Source organism: Pseudomonas sp. B15(2017) (assembly GCF_002113215.1).
GTDB lineage: Bacteria > Pseudomonadota > Gammaproteobacteria > Pseudomonadales > Pseudomonadaceae > Aquipseudomonas.
Window position 1 is genome coordinate 118,180 of the sequence record NZ_NEJZ01000018.1, and the last position, 14,646, is coordinate 132,825.

Genomic DNA, 14,646 nt, shown 5'->3' on the forward strand with positions numbered 1-14,646 from the left:
TATGCCGGGTTCCTTGATTCCCGGTCTGCGAACCCGCGTACAGCTGCCACCTTTCTTCGTTTCGCAGCGAACCCTGGCAGCTCCATTAATCAAGGAGTTTTACCATGATCAAACCAACGCCAAACCCGCCTGAAACCGACCCGACCTCGCCCTACGAAACCCTCGACTCCAAGAAATTCCACGAAGCCGCCGACCGCGCCCTCGATCATTACCTCAATCCGCTGCTCCCCCGAAAACCACTCCTCAAACCCAATACCCGCTACCTCATCGCCCCCGGCATCCCGAACGAAGAACTATTGGCCGATGCCTGCGAAACCCTGACCTCGGCCAAAACCATGGCCAGCGATTTCGCGGGGATGATCGAGGCGCCGCAGCGGCATGTGCTGTTGGGCATCGGGCAACTGATCATGCTGGCGGAACTGGCGGTGAATCGGGTGCTGGATAATCTGGATGTGGCGGCTGAGCCGCGTGCCTGAGTGCTGAAACCGAAACGGCCCATTGCGGGCCGTTTTTGTTGTTATCCCCGATACTGCCCCGGCGTCGCCGCCAGATGCTGTTTGAACGCCCGCTGAAAGTGCGCCTGATCGGCAAACCCGGCCTCCAGCGCCACATCCGCAATCAACTGCCCGCGACGCAGACACTCACGCGCAAACTGAATGCGCTGGTTGACCAAAAACGCATGAGGCGTCATGCCGAAGTGCTGTTTGAAGGCGCGGATCAGATAAGACGGCGAGAGTTCGGCGGCGACGCAAATGTCGTCAAGGCTGAGCAGATCGGTGCAGTGCTGGCGAATGAAGTCGGCGGCGCGTTCAAGTTTGAAATTCGGTTCTCGCAACGGTGGCTCGATAGGGTTCAGACACAGTTGCAGGTCGCTGAAAAACTCCACCGCTGCACTCTGTTTGCGCAGCACGTCTTGCTGTTCGTCGACCAACACGGCGTACAACCCGTTCAAGTCGCGAAACAGGCGGGCGTCATTCAAATGGGTATCGGAAAACCGCCGAAACTCAAGTTCCCCACTGAAGCCCAGCTGATGCTGCAGATCCGTCAGCCACGGCGTTTCCACATACAGCATCAAATACGACCACGGCTGATCGTCGATCGGGTTGCAGGCGTGCACGTCCCCCGGATTCATCAGCACCACGGTGCCGGCCGCCACTTCGAACGAGGATTGCTCATGCACGTAAGTGCTGCGCCCGGCGGTGATCGCGCCGATGGAAAAGTGCGCGTGGGAGTGCCGTGAATAGCAGACCTCACGCCCGTCGGCGATGGCCCGCGCTTCGATAAAGGGCAGGGCGTCGTCGCGCCAGAAGCGCGGGGCTTTTTCGGGGTTCTTGGTGGCAGCTTTCATTGTTGGGGTTCTCGGCAGACCAGTGCCCGAGTGTATTAGCTCTGGCCGGCGAAGGCTCGTTCCAGTTCGGCGATGTCGAGTTTTTTCATTCCGAGCATGGCCTGCATCGCCCGTTGCGCCTTGGTCTGGTCGGGATCGGTCATCATGTGCGTCAACGCTACCGGCACGATCTGCCACGACACGCCGAACTTGTCCTTGAGCCAGCCGCACTGTTGCGCTTCCACCGGCCCGCCGGCGCTGAGGTTGCCCCAGAAATGGTCGACTTCTTCCTGATTCTGGCAATTGACTTGAAACGAAATCGCTTCATTGAACTTGAACATCGGCCCGCCATTGAGCCCGGTGAAGGTCTGGCCGTCGAGTTCGAAACTGACGGTCATCACCGAGCCTTCCGGGCGGCCGTGAAACTCCTGGCCGGCCTTGCCGTAGTGGGTGACGGCGGTGATTTTCGAGTGGTCGAAGATCGAGCAGTAAAACTTCGCCGCCGCTTCGGCCTGATCGTCGAACCACAGGCAGGGCGTGAGTTTTTGAAAGCGTTGCATGGCAGTCTTCCTCGGCAGGTTGGACACGCTGGATTAATAGCGTAGCCAGTCTGTGCTCGGCTGGCGGTGCCCCGGATCGATGGTTGGATGCAAGGAGGACGGGATGCAGTCGTATTGACCTTGTTGTTTGTCAAAACGACTATTTTCGTCTGTGTCAAATTGACTCGTGTTCGCGCAACTGATTGATATTGCTGGGCGAATAATCTGGCACGCAAGTTGAAGTGTCTTGCGTACAAACCGATCCGCTCAGGAGTACGAAAACATGTTCGCTTTCTTCGAGAATCCGCTGAACGTTCTGCACCTGTCGAGCAAAGTGCTCGTCGCCGGTCTGGTCATGTTGCTGGCGGGAATCTACGGCGCTTATCTGTATCAGGGCCACATGCCCATTGCGTTGCTGGTGGCGATGCATGCGATGACCATCGTCGGCCCGACGTTGATCAAGATTGGCTATGTGATGCGCCTGCTGTCGCAGTATCGGTTGGGCCAGTCACCCGCACTGGCGGTGGCCTGAGATGCGCAGACTCGCGGCGGCGCCAGTGTTCAGCTTTGGCTTTCGGCCGCTGTTTCTGGCCGGGGCCGGATTCGCCGCTCTGGCGGTGCTGATCTGGGGTCTGTGGCTTTGCGGCCATTGGTTCGATCTGCAACCGACGGGCGGCATGCTCGCCTGGCATCGGCATGAAATGCCGTTTGGTTTTGCGGCGGCAATTGTTGGCGGATTCCTGTTGACTGCGGTGCCCAACTGGACCGGCATTCCCGGCGTACGCGGCGGGGCCTTGATCGCGTTGGTGTCGGTCTGGCTGCTCGGGCGTGGTGCTTGGGTTTGCACTGGTGTTGATCGCGGCGGGTTGCCGGGTGTTGGTGGTGCCGTTTTCCAGCCTTGGCCTCGGCTTGTCCGTGGTGCTCTGGGGCGCGGGGTTCGGGCTGTTTTTACGGCATTACACCGGGATCCTGCTCTAGCCAAGGCTCTAGCGTTTTACCCGCGACGCTCGGCAATCATCAGCAATGACTGCGGCACCGGGCTTTGCGGATGCTGCGGCTCGCGCAGGTCGGTCAATTGCAGGCCGGCCATGTCCAGCGCATTCAGCCAACTGGACAAGGTGCGGAAATACCACGGCATCGGCGACCACTCGCCCTGAAACCCGTCGAAGGTTTCTTCCCGCCAGCCATCCTGATAATCACCGGCGGCCACCGACCATGGATGCAGCGTCTGGATCACCAGCGCACCGCCCGGCGCGAGCAGGCCATTCATCGCCGCGAGCAGCGGGATGATGTCCTGATGCAGCAGGGAAAAGTTGGCGCAGATCAGGTCGTAGTCGCGGCCAATCTCGACTTTCGCCTCAACCAGATCTTCGTAACTGGCGACATGCACGGGCGATGAACCGGCCAACTGCGCAGCCTCGACCAGTGTCGCATCACCGTCCACGCCGACCGCCTCTAATCCTCGCTCGACCAGCGCCCGCAACAGCCAGCCTTCGCCGCATCCCAGATCGAGCACGCGCTCGGGCTGGCGTCCCATCACCGCCAGCAGAACGGCCTGATCGGTCACTTGCCGGCGACTCTCGATGGCGCCGCTGCGCACGGCTTCGGTCCAGGCCCGGGCGTTGTGGTGCCAGCTCTGGAGGAGGGTGGATTCAGGCGAGGACATGACAAACTCCGGGATCGCGGGATGCAGGCAAGGATAGGTCAGGTGTAGTCGACCAGTTGAATGCGGTTGCGCCCGGCGCGCTTGGATTCGTAGAGCGCGCTGTCACCTTGCTCGATCAACGCTGCGAGGCTGGCCGGCGGCTGATCGAACACCTTGGCGCCGATGCTCAGGGTGACGGCCTGCGGGGTGGTGTAGGTCTGGGTCGTCATCTGCTGAAACTGCTCACGCAGCGCACTGTCCAGCAGCATGATCTGTGCGTGGGATACATCGCCCAGCAGCATCACGAATTCGTCACCGCCCAGCCGTGCCGCCAGCGCGCCTTTGGGCAGCACCGCGCGGATCATTTCGCTGAGGGCAATGAGCAACCGGTCGCCGGCGGTATGGCCATACAGGTCGTTGATCAGTTTGAAGTTGTCGATGTCGATCAGCAGCAGGGCGCCGGGGCGGGTGTTGGAGACTTCATCGAGCAGGCGCGGTGCACGGACTTCCAGGGCGCGACGGTTGTACAGCGCGGTCAGCGGATCCCGGGCGGCCAGTTCGGCGATCTGTTTTTCCCGACGATAGCGCTCGGTGCCGGTCATCGACAGCGCGATCAGCATGATCGCCATCGCGCCCTCGACCAGGGAAATCTGAATGATCTCGCCGCGCAGCGACGCCAGATCGATCAGCGTGCCGGGAATTACCGCGATGATCGCCTTGGTGAAATAGAACGTGCCGTGGATCAGCAGCACATAACGCAATTGCACCGCGCCGACGCTCAGCGAACTGCCATGCGGGCGCAGTAACAGGCTGGCCCGCAGCATCAACGCGGCCACCAGCAGCGAGTTGGCCATCAGCATGATCTTTGACCACGATGGACTTTCAGGTAACAGCAGCAACGCCAGCCACAGCAGGAACATCAAGTACCAGGCTCGCGACAACCGGCGCTGGGTAAACCGCGCGACCCCCAGCAGAAACAGCCAGTGCGCGACCACCAGCAAGCCGTTGGCGAACCAGATGCCGATCAGCGGATAACCGTTGGCGCGCAACAGGGCCAGGCTCGAGCCGACGGTGATGGTGGCGAAACCGGCGCTCCAGAACAGCAGGGAGGGTTCGCGGATGCTGCGCCATTCGACCGCCAGATACAGGGCGGCCGCCGCGGCCAGGGCGGTGGAAATGGTCAACATCGTAAGGGGGTCGAGCGCCATGAAGGGAGTGGTCTGTCTGAATGGTGGTAATGGGCCACGATTGTAAGCGTTCCCCCAGTGCGCTGCTATTTTCACTCACCGGATATTCCATTTTCAGACGAGGTGTCCCATGGACCGAGTGACCGGCGGTTGTCTGTGCGGCGCGGTGCGGATCGAAACGACGGGCCGACCCTGGCGGGTTGGCGTTTGCCATTGTCTGGATTGCCGCAAACATCATGGTGCGCTGTTTGCGTCGGCGGCGATCTTTCCGGCGGAGGCGGTGACCATCACGGGAGAAACCCGCGACTACGCCGGGCGGTTTTTCTGTCCGCGCTGCGGGTCGTCGGTGTTCGGGCGCAGTGGTGATGAAATCGAGGTCAGTCTGGGTGCGCTGGATGCGCCCGATCAGTTGCAGCCGACTTATGAACTCTGGACGGTGCGTCGCGAGTCGTGGCTGCCGGCGTTTCCATTGGCCAGACACTATGTGGGTAATCGCGAGGGGGCGGGGAGAACCGAAGAGTAGCCGGGGCAGGTATGGCGCCTGACCCCGGCCAATAAAATCAGCCGCGAATAAAGGCCAGCAGATCCGCGTTGATCGTCGGCGCCTCGGTGGTCGGCATGCCGTGGGGGAAGCCCGGGTAGATCTTCAGCGTGCTGTTCTTCAGCAGCTTCGCCGAGAGTACGCCGGCGTTTTCGTACGGCACGATCTGGTCGTCATCGCCGTGCATCACCAGCACCGGGATCGAGATGCCTTTCAGGTCTTCGGTGAAGTCGGTCTGCGAGAACGCGACGATACCGTCGTAGTGAGCCTTGGCGCCGCCCATCATGCCCTGACGCCACCAGTTGAGAACCACCGCTTCCGAAGCCTTGGCCCCGGGCCGGTTGTAGCCATAGAACGGGCCGGCCGGCACGTCGTGGTAGAACTGCGAGCGATTGGCTGCCAGTTGCGCCTGAAGATCGTCGAATACCGACTTCGGCAAGCCGCCGGGATTGCTCTCGGTTTTCACCATCAGCGGCGGCACGGCACTGATGATCGCGGCTTTGGATACCCGATCCTCGCCATGCCGGGCGATGTAATGAATGACTTCGCCACCACCGGTGGAGTGGCCGACGTGCACGGCTTTCTGCGTCCCCAGATGGTTGACCACCGCCGCCACGTCGTCGGCGTAATGATCCATGTCGTGGCCGTCCCAGACCTGGCTCGAACGCCCGTGGCCCCGTCGATCATGGGCCACGACCCGGAAGCCCTGAGCAAGGAAGAACAGCATCTGCGCATCCCAGTCATCCGCGCTCAGCGGCCAGCCGTGGTGGAAGTGGATTACCGGAGCGTCTTTCGGGCCCCAGTCCTTGTAGAAGATTTCGACGCCGTCTTTCGTTGTGACAAATCCCATGTTTGCGACTCCTGGAAATGCGGAACGTGACCCCGAAGGGAGTGATGACAAGCGTTATCAACTCTAGGATTGAAGTGCACTTCAAGGTCAAGCAAGTTCCGAACGGTCATTGCTGGAGTGAATGGTGGGTCATAGGCGTTGTGCGCTTGACCTTAAAGTTTGGTTGAACCTTAGAGTTCTTGCTCACCGGCCATTCGCCGGGTCAATCAGCGAGAGGGTCAGCGAACATGAACAAGCGCTTTACAGAGGTGGAATTCGGAACGCACAAGGTTGAAGTGCTGGAGGGCGGCTACTACGACCGATTCCGGATGAACCCCAACCTCGACGAAGTGGCCCGGGACAATGCAGCCGGCAACATCGACTTCTTCCGGCGCATTCCCAAGCTACAGGTCGCGTCGAGAGTCGGGCCGACCTGGGCGCCGAACTTCTATTACCGTTCCGGCAGCGTGCAGTTGCTGTTCCTGGCGCCGCTGGACCGTCTGCGCGCCACCTTGCCTGCGCCGCTTGAACCGCTGCGGGCGTTTCCCGGTTACGGACTGGTGGCGCTGACGTTTTTCTCCTATTCGGTTTGCGACAACGACCCGTACGACGAAGTCTCCGTGGCGATTGTCGTGCGTCGCCCCGGCGCCCGCGGCTCCCATGCGTGGGAACTGATGGACGCCATGCGCCGACGCAGTTTCACCGCCCATGTGCTGGCGCTGCCGGTGAACACCGAAATCGCCCGGGTGCGCGGCGTGCACGGCTATCAATTGCCCAAGTGGCGCGCCGACATCAACGTGAACATCGGCACCAGCGTCAGTGCCCACATCGACGGGCCCAAGGGCTTGCCGGACCTGGTGCTGAAAGCGCCGCTGCCAACCCTGAAAAACGTCACGCCGCAATCGCGCATGAGCACCGCCACCATGATTCATCAGGTCGATGGCCTGTGGCACCAGAGCGTGGTGCAGAGCAACACACTATCCTTTGCCCAACGCCTGTTTCCCCGCGATGTGCAGCTGGATCGCAACGGCGGCCCGCTGAGCCAGTTGCTCGATGGCCTCGGGGCTACGCGGATCCTGCGGCTGGACGTGATCAAGGACGCGCAGATCGTGCTGAACCTGCCGGTGCCGCTGACGGCGTTCGGTCAGGCCGGTGTTACCCAGAGAGAGGCTGCCAAATGACCCACCGTATCCTGCATGTCGTGACCAATGTCGCTCACTATGCCGATCCGACCGAACCCACCGGGCTGTGGTTGGGGGAGTTGACCCATGCCTGGCAGGTGTTCGCGGAAAAAGGCTTTGAGCAGCAACTGGTCAGCCCCAAGGGCGGGCAAAGTCCGTTGGAGCCACGGGCGCTGAAGTGGCCGATGCTCGACCGCTCGGCGAAGGCCTGGCTGAACGACCCCGCCAGCATGGCGCTACTGGCGAATACCGCCAGCCCGGAACAGATCGACAGCGCGGATTTCGACGCCATCTACTTCACCGGTGGCCATGCGGTGATGTGGGACTTTCCCGATGACCCCGGTCTGCAACGGCTGACCCGGGAGATCTTCGAGCGCGGCGGGATCGTTTCGTCGGTCTGCCATGGTTATTGCGGGTTGCTCAACACGCGACTATCGGACGGCAGCCTGCTGGTGGCGGGGCGCAAGGTCACCGGTTACTCGTGGATGGAAGAAGTGTTGGCTGGTGTCGCGAAAAAAGTACCGTACGACTCGGAACAACAGATGAAAGATCGCGGGGCACGCTACGAAAAGGCGTTTCTGCCGTTCACGTCGAATGTGGTGACCGACGGCAAACTGGTAACCGGGCAGAACCCGCAATCGGCCAAGGCTACGGCGCAACGTGTTGCCGCGATGCTGTAGATCCATGACCGGTGGTCGCGGCAACTGGTCGTCGAGTCAAAATGCGCTTAGCTCAAAGGGATAAGCCGAGGCGCGCGCAGCCATCGAAAGCTGTAGCCGCGCCCTTCAGAACACCGTGAGTCTGAGGAAATCCCCGATGCTGACCTTGAACATCAATGGCAAGGATCAGGAGCTCGATGTCCCTGCGGACATGCCGTTGCTCTGGGTTCTGCGCGATGTCGCGCACCTGACCGGTACCAAATTCGGTTGCGGCATGGCCCAGTGCGGTGCTTGCACCGTGCATGTCGATGGCGCACCGCTGCGCTCGTGCATCACGCCGGCCACCGCCGTGGCCCACGGCCAGAAAATCCTCACCATCGAAGGTTTGTCCAGTGACGGTTCGCACCCGGTGCAGCAGGCCTGGGCCGAGCTGGACGTGGTGCAGTGCGGCTATTGCCAGTCCGGGCAGATCATGTCCGCCGCCGCGTTGCTGGCGAAAATCCCCAAACCCACCGACAGCGATATCGATCAGGCGCTCTCCGGCAACATCTGCCGCTGCGGCACGTATCCAAGAATCCGTGCGGCGGTCAAACGCGCCGCCGACATCGGTTGAGCGAGGGGATGTGAGTGATGAACAGTCCTGTATCCCGTCGCGGATTTCTCAAGGGCAGCGCCGTGCTTGGCGGTGGTCTGATGGTGGCGTTCGTGGTGCCCGGCGGTAACCGCTTTGCCACGGCAGCGGAAAATGAAGGCAAGGCCTTTGCGCCGAACGCATTCCTGCGGATTGCCCCGGACAACAGTGTCACGGTGCTGCTCGGCCATTCGGAAATGGGGCAGGGTATCTGGACCGGCCTGACCATGTTGATCGCCGAAGAACTGGACGCCGATTGGTCGAAGATTCATGTCGAGCACTCACCGGCGTCAGCAACCGATTACGGCATGCCCGCGTTTGGTGGGATGCAGATCACCGGTGGGTCGACCTCGACCTGGATGGAGTTCGACCGCTACCGACTCGCGGGCGCTACGGCGCGGCAGATGTTGATCGAGGCCGCGGCCAAGCGTTTCAACGTGGCACCCTCGACGATCCGCACCGAGTCCGGCGTGGTGATTGCCGGTGACAACCGCGCCACCTACGGTGAACTGGCGGACGCCGCCGGGCAACTGCCGGTGCCGGATCCGAAGTCGATCACGTTCAAGGAAGCCAAGGACTGGAAGGTCATCGGCAAACCCACCAAACGCCTCGACACCCCGGAGAAAATCACTGGCCGCGCGAAGTTCGGCATGGACGTGCAGTTTGAGGGATTGATGACGGCGATGGTCGCGCGTGCCCCGGCGTTTGGCGCCACGGTGAAATCCTTTGAAGGCGCTGGGGCGCTGGCGATCCCCGGCGTGCACAAAGTGGTGCAGGTGCCGACCGGTGTGGCGGTAGTCGCCGAGCATTACTGGGCGGCGAAACTCGGGCGCGATGCGCTGAAGGTCGATTGGGACCTTGGGCCTGGCGCTGACCTGAGCAGTGAAAAGCTGTTGGCGAGTTTCCGCAAACTGGCGGCCACGCCGGGCACCTCGGCGGCGCAGGCTGGCGATGCCAAAGGCAACTTCGGCAAGGCTGCGAAGAAAATCGACGTCGAATACAGCGTGCCGTACCTGGCCCATGCACCGATGGAACCGCTGAACTGCACGGTGAGGATCAGTGCCGACAAGTGCGAGATCTGGACCGGCACCCAGTTCCAGACGCTGGATCAGATGGTCGCCGGCAAAATTACCGGGCTTAAACCGGAGCAGGTCGAGATCCACACCGAGTTCCTCGGTGGCGGTTTCGGTCGCCGGGCCAACCCGACCTCGGACTTTGTCGCCGAAGCGGTGCAAGTGGCCAAGGCTGCCGCGATGCCGGTGAAAACCGTGTGGTCGCGTGAGGATGATATTCGTGGCGGTTATTACCGCTCGATGTTCCTGCATCAGGCGAAGATCGGCCTCGGCCCCGACGGCATGCCGCTGGCCTGGCAGCATGTGCTGGTCGGGCAGTCGATCATGGCCGGCACCATGCTCGAGAAAACCATGGTCAAGAATGGCGTCGACCAGACGTCGGTCGAAGGCGTTTCGGACAGCCCGTACATCAAGGGCCTGGCCCATCATCAGGTCGAACTGCATTCGCCGACCACCAGGATCAACGTGCTGTGGCTGCGTTCGGTGGGCCACAGCCACACCGCGTTTGTCGTGGAATCGCTGATCGATGAAATGGCCACGGCGGCGGGCAAGGATCCGGTGGAGTACCGACGAACGCTGCTCAAGGACCACGCCCGGCATCTCGGCGTGCTGAACCTGGCGGTGGAGAAGGCCAACTGGAAAGCGCCGCTGCCGGACGGCCATGCGCTGGGCGTGGCGGTGCATGAGTCGTTCGGCAGCTATGTGGCGCAAGTCGCCGAGGTGTCCCAGGACAATCTGGCGATCCGCGTGCATCGCGTGGTCTGCGCGGTGGACTGCGGAGTTGCGGTCAACCCGCAGAGCATCGCGGCGCAGATGGAGTCGTGCATCACTTTCGGCCTGGGCATGGCGCTGCACAGCAAACTGACGCTCAAGGACGGCCAGGTCGTGCAGTCCAACTATCACGACTATCAAGTGTTGCGGCTCAATGAAATGCCGGTGGTCGAGGTGCACATCGTGCCGAGCACCGACAAACCCGGCGGCATCGGCGAGGCCGGTGTGCCGCCGACCGCGCCGGCGGTGGCCAACGCGGTGTTCGCCCTGACCGGGCAGCGTTTGCGGGAACTGCCGCTGCAACTGTCGGGGGTGTGAGATGAAACGACATCTGTTGTTGGGCACGGTGATGCTGGTCGGGCTGGGCGGTTACGCGTCGGACCTGTTTGCCGACGATCAGGAAGCCTTGAAAGCCTTCGGCACGGTGCAGAAAGTCTTCCAGAGCCCGCGTTGCCAGAACTGCCACATTCCCGGCGATTCACCGTTGCAGTTCGACGCCGGCATTCCCCACGCCATGAGCGTGGTGCGCGGCATGGACGGCAAGGGCGCGGCTGGTTTGCCTTGCGCCACCTGCCACGCCGAGAGCAATCCGCCGGCCAGTTACGGCCCTCACGCGCCACCCGGCGCGCCGCACTGGAGCCTGCCGCCTGCCGCCCACAAAATGGCCTGGATCGGTCTGCCGCCGGACCGCTTGTGCGCAATGATCAAGGACCGCGCCAGCAACGGCGACCGGGATTTCGCCGCACTGATCAAACACGTCAGCGAGGACAAACTGGTGCTCTGGGGCTGGAATCCCGGAGCAGGGCGCGCGCCGGTTCCGGTGCCGCACGATATCTTCGTGACCCAGTTCAAACTGTGGGCCGATGCGGGCGGGCCGTGTCCGGTGGTCGGCGGGTGAGAGGTTGAGTGATCGCTGATTCGGGCTACTCTCAACTGCATCGACGTCAAAGGAGTGTGTGATGCTGGTACCCGGCAAACCCGCCAATGAAGCTGTCCGTATTCAAGCGTTGCAGGACCTGAAACTGCTCGACACCGCACCGGAAGAGCGCTTCGACCGGCTGACGCGACTGGCCAAGCGCCTGTTCAACGTGCCGATCGCACTGGTCACGCTGGTGGATAAGGAGCGGCAATGGTTCAAGTCTTGCGTGGGTCTGGACACGACCGAAACGCCGCGCTCGGTTTCATTCTGCGGTCATGCGATTCTCAGGGACGAGCTCATGCTGGTGCCTGACGCCCGAGAGGACGACCGTTTCCACGACAACCCGTTGGTTACCGGGGAGCCAAACATCCGGTTCTACGCCGGTTATCCGCTGACCGTTCCCAACGGCAACAAGATGGGCACCTTGTGCCTGATCGACACCAAACCCCGCGATCTTGACGATGAGGAACGCGCCTTGTTGCGCGATCTGGCCGGCATGGCCGAACAGGAACTGATGGCCGTGCAGATGGCGAGCATGGATGAGCTGACGCTGCTGTCCAACCGTCGTGGCTTCAAGATGCTGGCCCAGCATGCGCTCGACGCCTGCGCACGCCTGGAAAAACCGGCGACGCTGCTGTTTTTCGATCTCAATGACTTCAAACAGATCAACGATCTTTATGGGCATGCCGAGGGCGACAGCGCGCTGAAGAACTTCGCCGATGTGCTGCGCATCGCCTTTCGCGAGAGTGATGTGGTCGGGCGCCTGGGTGGCGATGAATTCGTGGCGCTGCTGACTGGCTCAAGTCACGTGGAAACCACCCGGATCATGGCGCGGCTCAAGGACATTCTCGAAGAGCGCAATGCCACATTGCACCGGGGTTACGCGATTCGCTTCAGTGTCGGCCAGATCGAATACGACCCGCGACGGCATGAAACGGTAGACAAGTTGCTGGCGGATGCGGATGCAGCGATGTATGAGCACAAGCAGGCATTGAAGCGTTGTTAGTGCGGGCCTCTTCGCCAGCCGGCTCGCTGCCACCCGGATTGTGGGAGCAAGCCTGCTGGCGAGGCGTCTTTGAAGACGCTGCTATTTGGCAAACAACTGCCCCTTATCCTTGAACGCCTTGAACTCCAGCGCATTGCCGCATGGATCAAACAGAAACATCGTCGCCTGTTCTCCCACCTGACCCTGAAAGCGAATGCCGGGCTCAATCACGAACCGCGTGCCCAGTGATTTCAGACGCTCGGCCAGGGTGCGCCATTCCTCCATGCCCAGCACCACACCGAAATGCGGCACCGGCACGTCATGCCCGTCCACGGCGTTGGTGTGGGCGGCTTCCTGCGAGGCGTTTTTCGGCGCCAGGTGAATCACCAGTTGATGACCGAAGAAATTGAAGTCGACCCAGTGATCGCTGGAACGACCTTCCTCCAGGCCGAACACTTCACTGTAAAAGTGCCGGGCGGCTTCGAGGTCGTATACGGGAATGGCCAGATGGAAGGGGCTGAGTGGCATGGGGCTGGTCTCGATCAGCGATTGGGATGGGTTGAGTCTAACGCTGTGCATTTCGATTGAAAGACGATAGTTTTTGCGCCGAGCTCAAATTATTTCGATCAATCGAGGTGTCCATGCTGCGTGAATTAAGAACCTTTCTGGCAGTGGCGCAGCACGGCACCTTTGCCTCGGCGGGCCTGCATGTCGGCCTGACGCAATCGGCGGTCAGTGCGCAGATTCGCAATCTGGAACAGGCGCTGGGGGTAAAACTGTTCGATCGCACCGGGCGGCAGGCGATCCTCAATCCGGCCGGACAGCGCGCGGTGCCGATGGCGAAGGAAATGCTCGCCACTTTCAGCCGCATGGCGATCAGTGAAGACGCCAGCGAGTTTCGCGGCGAGCTGAGAATCGGTGCCGTGGCCACCGCGCAGACCGGGTTGTTGCCTGAGGCCTTGCTGCGTTTACGCCAGCAGGCGCCGGGCGTGGAGCCGAAACTGGTGCCGGGTGTGTCGTTGAACCTGTTGAGCCAGGTGGATGCCGGGGAAGTCGACCTGGCGATCATGATCAAGCCACCGTTCGAATTGCCCAAGGAGTTGTCGGCGCAGGTGATCCGGCGCGAGCCGTTTGTGCTGATCGTGCCGCCCGACGTCGAGGGCGACGATCCGCTGCAATTGCTCGCAGAACAGCCGCACGTCCGCTATGACCGTAATTCGTTTGGCGGAAGGCTGGTGACGCGATTTCTGCGAGAGCAGCGGATAGACGTTCACGTAGCGCTGGAGCTGGATGAGCTGGAAGCGATCGTGAAGATGGTCGAGTGCGGGCTCGGGGTTTCGTTGCTGCCCAGAGCCGGGCTATGGCTGGAGCATCCGCTGAAGGTGAGGGTGATCGAACTGGGAGAACTGACGTTTCATCGGGAGATGGTGGTTTTGCAGCGCTACAGTCAGCGTTCTCAACCGATTCAACAGATGTTTGCCCGTTGCCTGGAATCGCAGGCATGAAAAAGCCCGCCTGAACAGGCGGGCTTTTTATCGGCAGCGCGAAGATTACTCTTCGATGTTGCCCATGGCGGTGGTGTTGAAGCCGCCGTCCACGTAGGTGATTTCACCGCTGATGCCGGACGCCAGGTCCGAGCACAGGAAGGCGCCGACGTTGCCGACTTCTTCGATGGTGACGTTGCGACGCAGCGGGGTTTGCGCTTCGTTGGCGGCCAGCATCTTGCGGAAGCTCTTGATGCCGGAAGCGGCCAGGGTGCGGATCGGACCGGCCGATACGCAGTTGACGCGAGTGCCTTCCGGGCCCAGAGAGCCGGCCAGGTAGCGTACGCCGGCTTCCAGCGAAGCCTTGGCCATGCCCATGACGTTGTAGTTCGGCATGGTGCGCTCGGCGCCCAGGTAGGACAGGGTCAACAGGCTGCCGTTGCGGCCCTTCATCATTTCGCGACCAGCCTTGGCCAGCGCGACGAAGCTGTAGGCGCTGATGTCGTGGGAGATGCGATAGCCTTCACGGGTGGTGACTTCGGTGAAGTCGCCGTCCAGTTGGTCGCCCGGGGCGAAGCCGACGGAGTGCACGATGCAGTCCAGGCCGTCCCACTTCTTGCTCAGCTCTTCGAAGACCTTGGCGATTTCTTCATCGCTGGCTACGTCGCACGGGAAGCACAGCTCAGGGCTCGAACCCCAGCCCTGTGCGAACTCTTCCACGCGACCTTTCAGTTTTTCGTTCTGATAAGTGAAGGCAAGCTCAGCGCCCTCGCGATGCATGGCGGCAGCGATGCCGGATGCGATGGACAGCTTGCTGGCGACACCGACGATCAGTACGCGCTTACCGGCGAGAAAACCCATGTGTTGCTCCTCTT

The 14,646-nt window shown here is 61.6% G+C and carries 18 protein-coding genes and 1 pseudogene; 12 read left to right on the plus strand and 7 right to left on the minus strand.

Going from position 1 to position 14,646, the window contains the following annotated elements; genetic code table 11:
- Nucleotides 1–104 precede the first annotated feature (104 nt).
- Complete coding sequence (locus tag CAF73_RS23840; protein ID WP_085704265.1) at nt 105–476, plus strand: DUF6124 family protein; 372 nt, start codon at nt 105–107, stop codon at nt 474–476.
- Nucleotides 477–517: 41 nt separating this feature from the next.
- Here the strand turns inward: CAF73_RS23840 and CAF73_RS23845 are convergent, their stop codons facing one another.
- Together CAF73_RS23845 and CAF73_RS23850 are read right to left on the minus strand one after the other, a co-directional pair.
- The gene (locus tag CAF73_RS23845) at nt 518–1,348 is read right to left on the minus strand and encodes an AraC family transcriptional regulator (RefSeq protein ID WP_085704267.1); all 831 of its coding nucleotides are present in this window, start codon (nt 1,346–1,348) and stop codon (nt 518–520) included.
- A gap of 35 nt (nt 1,349–1,383) precedes the next feature.
- On the minus strand, nt 1,384–1,887 hold the full coding sequence (locus CAF73_RS23850; RefSeq protein WP_085704269.1) for a VOC family protein: 504 nt from the start codon (nt 1,885–1,887) through the stop codon (nt 1,384–1,386).
- 262 nt (nt 1,888–2,149) lie between these two features.
- On the opposite strand from CAF73_RS23850, the gene CAF73_RS23855 reads away from it, so the two are divergent.
- The 3 genes and pseudogenes from CAF73_RS23855 to CAF73_RS30280 all read left to right on the plus strand — a co-directional run bounded on the left by CAF73_RS23855 (nt 2,150) and on the right by CAF73_RS30280 (nt 2,844).
- Entirely contained in the window at nt 2,150–2,398 is a 249-nt protein-coding gene (locus tag CAF73_RS23855; RefSeq protein WP_085698819.1) for a transmembrane sensor/regulator PpyR, read from the plus strand.
- 1 nt (nt 2,399) lies between these two features.
- Nucleotides 2,400–2,705, plus strand: a pseudogene (locus tag CAF73_RS23860) (NnrS family protein); the annotation flags it as partial.
- Nucleotides 2,695–2,844, plus strand: a complete 150-nt coding sequence (locus CAF73_RS30280) for a hypothetical protein (RefSeq protein ID WP_170929737.1) — start codon at nt 2,695–2,697, stop codon at nt 2,842–2,844. The pseudogene CAF73_RS23860 and the gene CAF73_RS30280, both read left to right, overlap by 11 nt.
- A 16-nt stretch (nt 2,845–2,860) precedes the next feature.
- On the opposite strand, the gene CAF73_RS23865 is transcribed toward CAF73_RS30280, so the two are convergent.
- On the minus strand, nt 2,861–3,532 hold the full coding sequence (locus CAF73_RS23865; protein WP_085704271.1) for a bifunctional 2-polyprenyl-6-hydroxyphenol methylase/3-demethylubiquinol 3-O-methyltransferase UbiG: 672 nt from the start codon (nt 3,530–3,532) through the stop codon (nt 2,861–2,863).
- Between the two features lie 38 nt (nt 3,533–3,570).
- Nucleotides 3,571–4,719, minus strand: a complete 1,149-nt coding sequence (locus tag CAF73_RS23870; RefSeq protein ID WP_085704273.1) for a GGDEF domain-containing protein — start codon at nt 4,717–4,719, stop codon at nt 3,571–3,573.
- A 109-nt stretch (nt 4,720–4,828) separates the two neighbouring features.
- On the opposite strand from CAF73_RS23870, the gene CAF73_RS23875 reads away from it, so the two are divergent.
- Entirely contained in the window at nt 4,829–5,221 is a 393-nt protein-coding gene (locus CAF73_RS23875) for a GFA family protein (RefSeq protein ID WP_085704275.1), read from the plus strand.
- Between the two features lie 37 nt (nt 5,222–5,258).
- On the opposite strand, the gene CAF73_RS23880 is transcribed toward CAF73_RS23875, so the two are convergent.
- Entirely contained in the window at nt 5,259–6,089 is an 831-nt protein-coding gene (locus CAF73_RS23880; protein WP_085698827.1) for an alpha/beta fold hydrolase, read from the minus strand.
- 227 nt (nt 6,090–6,316) lie between these two features.
- On the opposite strand from CAF73_RS23880, the gene CAF73_RS23885 reads away from it, so the two are divergent.
- The 6 genes from CAF73_RS23885 to CAF73_RS23910 all read left to right on the plus strand — a co-directional run bounded on the left by CAF73_RS23885 (nt 6,317) and on the right by CAF73_RS23910 (nt 12,308).
- Nucleotides 6,317–7,249: an acetoacetate decarboxylase gene (locus CAF73_RS23885; protein ID WP_085704277.1), complete on the plus strand. Its 933-nt coding sequence runs from the start codon at nt 6,317–6,319 to the stop codon at nt 7,247–7,249.
- Complete coding sequence (locus tag CAF73_RS23890) at nt 7,246–7,929, plus strand: type 1 glutamine amidotransferase domain-containing protein (RefSeq protein WP_085698831.1); 684 nt, start codon at nt 7,246–7,248, stop codon at nt 7,927–7,929. Before CAF73_RS23885 ends, CAF73_RS23890 begins: the two co-directional genes overlap by 4 nt.
- A 136-nt stretch (nt 7,930–8,065) precedes the next feature.
- Complete coding sequence (locus CAF73_RS23895) at nt 8,066–8,521, plus strand: (2Fe-2S)-binding protein (protein ID WP_007956954.1); 456 nt, start codon at nt 8,066–8,068, stop codon at nt 8,519–8,521.
- A 17-nt stretch (nt 8,522–8,538) separates the two neighbouring features.
- Nucleotides 8,539–10,701 (plus strand): xanthine dehydrogenase family protein molybdopterin-binding subunit, encoded by a 2,163-nt coding sequence (locus CAF73_RS23900; RefSeq protein ID WP_085704279.1) that lies wholly within the window; start codon nt 8,539–8,541, stop codon nt 10,699–10,701.
- Between the two features lies 1 nt (nt 10,702).
- A complete protein-coding gene (locus CAF73_RS23905; protein ID WP_085704281.1) occupies nt 10,703–11,281 on the plus strand; it encodes a hypothetical protein in 579 nt (192 codons plus the stop codon).
- A 61-nt stretch (nt 11,282–11,342) separates the two neighbouring features.
- Nucleotides 11,343–12,308, plus strand: coding sequence for a sensor domain-containing diguanylate cyclase (locus CAF73_RS23910; RefSeq protein ID WP_085698839.1), 966 nt, complete (start codon nt 11,343–11,345; stop codon nt 12,306–12,308).
- A gap of 81 nt (nt 12,309–12,389) precedes the next feature.
- Here CAF73_RS23910 and CAF73_RS23915 read toward each other — a convergent pair whose 3' ends face one another.
- On the minus strand, nt 12,390–12,815 hold the full coding sequence (locus CAF73_RS23915) for a VOC family protein (RefSeq protein WP_085704283.1): 426 nt from the start codon (nt 12,813–12,815) through the stop codon (nt 12,390–12,392).
- A gap of 113 nt (nt 12,816–12,928) precedes the next feature.
- On the opposite strand from CAF73_RS23915, the gene CAF73_RS23920 reads away from it, so the two are divergent.
- Nucleotides 12,929–13,792, plus strand: a complete 864-nt coding sequence (locus CAF73_RS23920; RefSeq protein ID WP_085704286.1) for a LysR family transcriptional regulator — start codon at nt 12,929–12,931, stop codon at nt 13,790–13,792.
- A gap of 45 nt (nt 13,793–13,837) precedes the next feature.
- Here the strand turns inward: CAF73_RS23920 and fabI are convergent, their stop codons facing one another.
- Nucleotides 13,838–14,632: an enoyl-ACP reductase FabI gene (gene fabI, locus CAF73_RS23925; protein ID WP_085698845.1), complete on the minus strand. Its 795-nt coding sequence runs from the start codon at nt 14,630–14,632 to the stop codon at nt 13,838–13,840.
- Nucleotides 14,633–14,646: the final 14 nt, after the last annotated feature.